Origin of the sequence: Phenylobacterium sp. (assembly GCF_016124325.1) — a bacterium.
Lineage (GTDB): Bacteria > Pseudomonadota > Alphaproteobacteria > Caulobacterales > Caulobacteraceae > Phenylobacterium.
Genome location: NZ_WGNY01000047.1, coordinates 21,090 through 27,307, shown reverse-complemented (window position 1 = coordinate 27,307; position 6,218 = coordinate 21,090). Strand labels below are relative to the sequence as shown.

Below are 6,218 nucleotides of genomic sequence, written 5' to 3'. Positions count from 1 at the left end.
CTCCGAAGGCAAAGGTCACACGTTCGAATCGTGTCGGGTGCGCCAGGCTGATCCCTCCCCTCGCTAGGTCCGTGCGCGTCCGCCCACTGGTCGGGCGCTCGGAAGCGCGCTACCACCTGCGCCCGATGGGGAGCGGCGCACGCAAGCGACTTGCCGGGTCGGCGGCGGGCCTGATCGCCCTGGCCTGGGCCGCGGCGGCGCAGGCGCACAACATCGGCGGCTCGGACGCCGCCTTCGTCGCGGCCACGCGCGGCCCCGACCCGGTCCCCTTCATCTACCTCGGCGCCAAGCACATGGTGACCGGCTACGACCACCTGCTGTTCCTGGTGGGCGTGATCTTCTTCCTGTTCCGGCTGCGGCAGGTGGCGCTCTACGTAAGCCTGTTCTCGCTGGGCCACTCGACGACGCTGCTGGCCGGGGTGTTCTTCGGCCTCCACGTCGATCCGCACCTGGTGGACGCGGTGATCGGCCTGTCGGTGGCCTACAAGGCCTTCGAGAACCTCGGCGGCTTCAGGACCCTGTTCGGCGTCCAGCCCGACCCTCGCGCGGCGGTCTTCGGCTTCGGCCTGATCCATGGCTTCGGCCTGGCCACCAAGCTGCAGGCGCTGAACCTCAACCGCGAGGGGCTGCTCGTGAACCTCGTCTCGTTCAACGTCGGCGTCGAGATCGGCCAGATGCTGGCGCTCACCCTGATCCTCGCGGCCATGACCCTGTGGCGGCGCACGCCGGCCTTCGCGCCGATGGCCCATTCCGCCAATGTGCTGCTGATGCTGGCGGGCTTCATCCTCGCCGGCCAGCAGCTCGCCGGCTACGTCTATGGAGGAGCCGTCTCATGAGCGCCGAGCCCGTCCGCCCGATGCCGCGCGGCCGCCTGATCGCGGCGATCCTGGGCGCCCTGGCCATCGCCGTGCTGGTGGTCTTCGGCGCCATCCTGCCCGCCGAGTTCGACCGCGATCCCCTGGGCCTGGGCCGCGTCACAGGCCTTTCGCGGCTCTGGGCGCCGGCGGAGACGGCGATCGACCCCAACCAGGGCGGCGTGGCCCGCGCCCGCGAATACGACATCCCCTTCCGCACCGACGTGGTGGAGATCCCGCTGGGCGGCTTCCTCGAGGGCGTCGAGCGCTCCGAACTGGAATACAAGGTGGGGATGGCGAAGGACGCCACCCTCACCTACGCCTGGGAGGTGAGGGGCGCGTCCGATCCGCGCGATTTCCACTACGACCAGCACGGCCACACCACGCCCGCGCCGGGCCAGCCGATGACGGTGGCCACCTACCGCCAGGCCTTCGGCCTGAAGCAGCAGGGCGTCCTCACCGCGCCGTTCGACGGCATCCAGGGCTGGCAGTTCTCGAACTCGAGCGAGAAGCCGGTGGTTGTGCGGCTGCGGCTGGCGGGCTTCTACCAGCTGATCCCCGCCGGCCAGCCCGGCAACGAGGCCGGCGTCGTCGCCAACGTCCCGGCCAGCGAGGCGCGGCCCGACCGCTGACGACCCGCTCTAGGACGCATGTCCGTGCCGGTGGTGCAGGTCCGGATAGTGCGCATGGGCGTGGGCCAGCCGGCCGTGCCGGTGGCGGTGGACATGAGGTTCGCCCGGCGGATCGCCCGGACCGTGGACATGTTGGTGGTGGGCGTCGTGGACGTGGGCGTGCTCGTGCTCCATCGGCTCGTGCACATGCTCATGGTCGTGTCGCTCGGCGAGGTGCAGCCAGACGCCGACCGCCATCAGCGCGGCCGCCAGGAACAGGCGCCACGTCGCCGGCTCGCCGAACAGGAGCATCGCCAGCAGCGCGCCGACGAACGGCGCGGTCGAGAAATAGGCGCCGGTGCGCGCCGCGCCCAGGAACCTGAGAGCCAGGACGAACAGCACGAGGCTCACGCCGTACCCTAGAAAGCCCACGCCGCCGGCGGCGACAGTCAGCACGGGCGCCGGCAGCCGGGCGCCCAGCGCCAGGGCGATCAGCAGGTTCACAGCTCCGGCGGCGAGCCCCTTGACCATGGCGATCTGCGTGGGATCGGACGCGCTGATCTTGCGGGTCAGGTTGTTGTCGATCCCCCAGGCGAGGCAGGCTCCGCCGATCAGCGCCGCACCCCAGCCCACCGGCGCTGCGGCGCCCTGCCAGGCCAGCAGCATCGCGCCGCCCAGGATGGCGGCCGCCCCGATCAGCAGTCGGCGGTCCACATTCTCCCGGAACACAACCCAGGCTATGGCCATGGTGGCCAGCCCTTCGAGGTTCAACAGCAGCGACGCGCTGGAGGCCGGCGTGACGGCGAGGCCGAACATCAGGAGCAGGGGCCCAGCGACGCCCCCGGTCAGCGCCACCAGCGCCATCCATCCCCAGTCTGCGCGAGCCAGCACCGCCTCGGAGGGCCGTGCGCGGCCCGCGCGGCGGACGAGCTGCAGGACCGCCAGCCCGATGCCCGATCCGAGATAGAGCAGTCCGGCCAGCAGCCACGGGCTGACCCCCGCGCCCAGCAGCCCCTTGGCCATCGGCGTGCTGGCGCCGAACAGCGCCGCCGAGGTGAGCGCGAGCGGCGCGCCGGGTCCGGTGAAGAGGGTCGGGTTTGCCTTCATCGTCACCTCGAACGCAGGGTCGCCACGGGCCAGCCGCCGGGGAAGCGAGCTCACGAGACACTTTTTGGGGACCCGTCTGCAACATCTTCGCCGCAATTGGCGGGCTGACTGGCGGGCAGGAGATTTCCCATGCGTACGACGCTCGCCCTGCTCTTCGCCCTCGCCGGCGCGCCGGCTCTAGCGGCCGAGCCAGAGGCCGCCGACCAGCCGGTGGCCACCGCCGACGCCCAAGGCGGCGTGGCCGATCAGATCGACGGCTGGATCCGATCCTCGCCCGCCACCGAGCAGCGCGCCGACGCCGTGGCCGACAAGGATGCGCCCGTCATCGAGCGCCAGCCGCACGGCGTCGTCTCGGTGGGCGTGGGCACGCACGGCTACCGGTCCGTCTACGCCCGGACCGACCTGCCCGTGGGCAAGACGGGCACGCTCAGCATCGCCGTGGCCGACGTGCGCGGCGGACGGCTGGGCCCAGGCTACGGCTATGGCCCCGGCCTGGGCTACGCCTTCCTGCCCGCCTTCACCGACCGCCAGCGCTGCGACCTGGAAGCCATGAGCCCGCAGCGCCCGCTGGACGTGACCGGCGGCCCCAACGGACGCTGCGTGTCGCGCCTGCCCGCCTGGTGAGGCGCTACTTGGCCTTCCCGCCCGGAACGGCCGGCAGCGGATCGCCCTTGGCGGGGCCGTTGGCCTGGATGTCGGGCTGGATGACGAACTGCTCGTGGCAGGCGACGCAGACTTCGTAGACGCGCCCGCCTTCGTCGAAGACGCCCTTCTTGTCGTGCTTCTCGGCCGCCGCCCGGGCGATCGCCGCCCGCTCGGTGAGCTGCTGGGCGTAGCGGTTCCAGTCGGCCTCGGGCGCGCGGACCCGGCCGGGAAGCTGCAGCATGTTGCCCGCCTCCATCAGGATCGAAGCGCCGTTGACCAGCACGTCCCAGCCCTCGTCGGTGGTGGGCGACAGGTCGTGCTCGCCCTTCTCGTCCACCTCGGTGCCCGAGCCCTTCCAGTACATGAAGGCCGCCGGATCGACGACGTGGCCCATGAACTCCGTCATCGGCAGGTCGGTGTTGAACTTCGCGGCCGCGGCGCCCGCGGCCGCCTTCGGCGCCCCGGACTTCTGCGGCGTACAGGCGGCGAGCGCGGCCGCGCAGGCCGTCAGGACGAAGATGCGTTTCAAGACCCCACTCCTCGGTGACACGCCGCCATACTAGCCGTTCGACGATCCGGCCGCACCGTACGGAACGGTAGCGGCGGGGTTACACGTTCGGAAGGGCCCACGCGCGCCGATCCTCGAAAAACCAGTACGGCGAGATTGACGACGACCCGGCCGTCGGGCTTGCTGGCGCCGAGCGCCGCGTGAGCCTCGGCCGACCTGCTCGGCGCCGAGAGACTCGAAAAGTCGTGCGCCGGGAGGATGATGCCGATGACCAGCGCGCCCGACGACCACGAGCGCCTGCCGCTCCGCACCAAACTCGCCTTCGGGATCGGCGGGTCCGCCGAGACGATCGCGCTCTATGCCGTCAGCAGCTATGCGCTGCTGTTCTACAATCAGGTGCTGGGCGTGCCGGCCGCATGGGTGGGGCTGGCGATTTCGGCGAGCCTCTTCTTCGACGGGCTGAGCGATCCGATCGTGGGCTCGTGGTCGGACCGGACGCACTCGAAGCTGGGACGGCGCCACCCGTGGATGTTCGCCGCGCCGATCCCGATCGCGCTCTCGTTCTACTGCGTGTTCAATCCGCCGACGTCGCTCGACCCCCTGGCCCTGGCCATCTGGTGCGGCGTCAGCGTCTCGATGCTGCGCCAGATGATGACCTTCTTCCACACGCCGCACCTGGCGCTCGGCGGCGAACTGTCGAGCCACTACACCGAGCGCTCGAAGGTGATGGCCTACAACAGCTTCTTCCTGTGGGTGGGCGGCGCCGGCATGTCGTACATCGCGCTCACCTTCTTCTTCCCGAAGACGGCGGAGTTCCACAACGGGCTCCTGAACCCCGAACCCTACCCCGCCTTCGCCCTGACCATGGCGCTCGCGGTGGTGGTCATCCTGTTCGCCTCGGCCTGGTTCACCCGCGACCGGATCCCGTTCCTGCCGCAGCCCCGGGCCGACACGCCGAAGTTCAGCCTGATCGAGTTCGCGCGCGACATCGGCAAGGCAGTGACCAACGTCAACTACGCCTGGCTGCTCGTCGGCTACTTCTTCCTGTCGATGATGATCGGGCTGCGCGAGGGCCTGCGGCTCTACGTCTACAGCTTCTACTGGGTGATCTCGTCCAGCGACATGCGGCTGTTCATCATCGGCAGCTTCGTGGGCTACGCCACCGCCTTCACCTTCGCCGCGCGCATGCACGGGCGGTTCGACAAGAAGGCCACGATCATCGGGGCGGGACTGGCCTATGCGGTCATACCGGCCATACCGCCGATCCTGGGCCAGCTCGGCGTGCTACGGCCCGACACGCCCGGCATCCTGCCGATCCTGATCGTCTTCGCCGCCCTCAGCTACGCCGCGATCAGCGTCCTGCAGATCAGCGTCACCTCCGCGCTGGCCGACATCGCCGACGAGAACGAGCTGAAGCACGGCATCCGCCAGGAAGGCGTGCTCTACGCCACCCGGGCCCTGGCGGCGAAGCTGGACCAGGCCGTCGGCGTCGCGTTGGCCTCGGCCGTGATCACCTTCATCAAGTTCCCCCACAAGGCGCGGCCCGGACACGTCGAGGAGGACACGCTGTTCAACCTCGCGCTTTGGGACGGGGCGCTGGCGGCGATCCCCGGCGTGATCGCGGCGCTGTGCTACGGCCGCTACCGCATCAACCGCGCGACCTATGAAGCCACCCGCGCGGCCTTGCTGGAGAAGCGCGCCCTCGCCGCGCAGGCGCCGTAGGTCAGGGGCCCCGCCGCAGCGCGTCCAGCAGGCTGCCGGTGTAGGCGGCGTGACCCACGTGGACGAGCCGCGCCGACACGTCGGCCCAGATCTCGCCGCCCATGTCGCGCCAGCGGCGGCAGAAGGCGTAGTCCTCCGACAGGTACTGGCCCGTCTCGGGCTCGATCATGGTGTCGAAGATCATGACGGCTTCGGGCGCGAGGTTGTCCGCCATGTCGCCCAGCCGGGCGCGCAGTTCGGGGTGTGCGTCGACAAGCCGTTGCATGGCCGCCCGCTTGATCATCAGGAAGCCGGTGCCCCCATAGGCCACCTGGGCCAGGCCGTCCTCCACCTCCACGCTCTTGTCCGCGGTCGGCAGGAAGCGGACGACGTAGCCGATGGAGGCGGCCTGCAGGTCGGCCACGTCCGCCTTGGCCGCCGCGCGCGCCTTCTCCCAGTCGATCTTCTTCAGCGGGCAGACCGCGGCGATCACGTCCTTGTCCGCGTCCAGCAGGCGGAAGACGTTCTCGGGCCTGAAGCCGATGTCGGCGTCGACGAAGAGGATGTGCGTCGCCTCGGGGTGGGCCAGGAACTGCGCCGCCAGGCGCGAACGGCCGCGGGTGATCAGCGCCTCGCCGCCCATCATCTCGACCTCCAGCCTGATCCCGCGCTCGCGGCAGGCGTCCTGCAGCTTCAGCAGCGAGTCGACGAAGTAGAGGTTCAGCTGGCCCCCGTAGCAGGGGACCGCCAGGTAGATGAAGGGGCGCGGCGGGATGGTGTCGGGCATGGCGG

Annotated in this window: 7 protein-coding genes; 4 read left to right on the top strand and 3 right to left on the bottom strand. The window is 70.4% G+C overall.

Annotated elements, in window-relative coordinates:
• Positions 1 to 71: 71 nt before the first annotated feature.
• Both GC203_RS22385 and GC203_RS22380 read left to right on the top strand, forming a co-directional pair.
• Positions 72 to 836 (top strand): HupE/UreJ family protein, encoded by a 765-nt coding sequence (locus GC203_RS22385; RefSeq protein WP_293459034.1) that lies wholly within the window; start codon positions 72 to 74, stop codon positions 834 to 836.
• Positions 833 to 1,486, top strand: a complete 654-nt coding sequence (locus tag GC203_RS22380) for a hypothetical protein (protein WP_293459032.1) — start codon at positions 833 to 835, stop codon at positions 1,484 to 1,486. The genes GC203_RS22385 and GC203_RS22380 overlap by 4 nt, the downstream gene beginning before the upstream one ends.
• A gap of 9 nt (positions 1,487 to 1,495) precedes the next feature.
• On the opposite strand, the gene GC203_RS22375 is transcribed toward GC203_RS22380, so the two are convergent.
• Positions 1,496 to 2,626, bottom strand: coding sequence for a DMT family transporter (locus GC203_RS22375; protein WP_293459030.1), 1,131 nt, complete (start codon positions 2,624 to 2,626; stop codon positions 1,496 to 1,498).
• Positions 2,627 to 2,701: 75 nt separating this feature from the next.
• On the opposite strand from GC203_RS22375, the gene GC203_RS22370 reads away from it, so the two are divergent.
• Positions 2,702 to 3,196: a hypothetical protein gene (locus GC203_RS22370; RefSeq protein WP_293459028.1), complete on the top strand. Its 495-nt coding sequence runs from the start codon at positions 2,702 to 2,704 to the stop codon at positions 3,194 to 3,196.
• Between the two features lie 4 nt (positions 3,197 to 3,200).
• Here the strand turns inward: GC203_RS22370 and GC203_RS22365 are convergent, their stop codons facing one another.
• Entirely contained in the window at positions 3,201 to 3,746 is a 546-nt protein-coding gene (locus GC203_RS22365) for a hypothetical protein (RefSeq protein WP_293459027.1), read from the bottom strand.
• A 246-nt stretch (positions 3,747 to 3,992) separates the two neighbouring features.
• Between GC203_RS22365 and GC203_RS22360 the strand changes: the two genes are divergently transcribed.
• Positions 3,993 to 5,447, top strand: coding sequence for an MFS transporter (locus tag GC203_RS22360; protein ID WP_293459025.1), 1,455 nt, complete (start codon positions 3,993 to 3,995; stop codon positions 5,445 to 5,447).
• Between the two features lies 1 nt (position 5,448).
• On the opposite strand, the gene GC203_RS22355 is transcribed toward GC203_RS22360, so the two are convergent.
• The gene (locus GC203_RS22355; RefSeq protein ID WP_293459024.1) at positions 5,449 to 6,213 is read right to left on the bottom strand and encodes a hypothetical protein; all 765 of its coding nucleotides are present in this window, start codon (positions 6,211 to 6,213) and stop codon (positions 5,449 to 5,451) included.
• Positions 6,214 to 6,218: the final 5 nt, after the last annotated feature.

Excerpts from the sequence above, each read along its gene's own strand:
- GC203_RS22355 (WP_293459024.1), bottom strand. The coding sequence starts at position 6,213 with ATGCCCGACACCATCCCGCCGCGCCCCTTCATCTACCTGGCGGTCCCC.
- GC203_RS22370 (WP_293459028.1), top strand. The coding sequence starts at position 2,702 with ATGCGTACGACGCTCGCCCTGCTCTTCGCCCTCGCCGGCGCGCCGGCT.
- GC203_RS22360 (WP_293459025.1), top strand. The coding sequence starts at position 3,993 with ATGACCAGCGCGCCCGACGACCACGAGCGCCTGCCGCTCCGCACCAAA.
- GC203_RS22380 (WP_293459032.1), top strand. The coding sequence starts at position 833 with ATGAGCGCCGAGCCCGTCCGCCCGATGCCGCGCGGCCGCCTGATCGCG.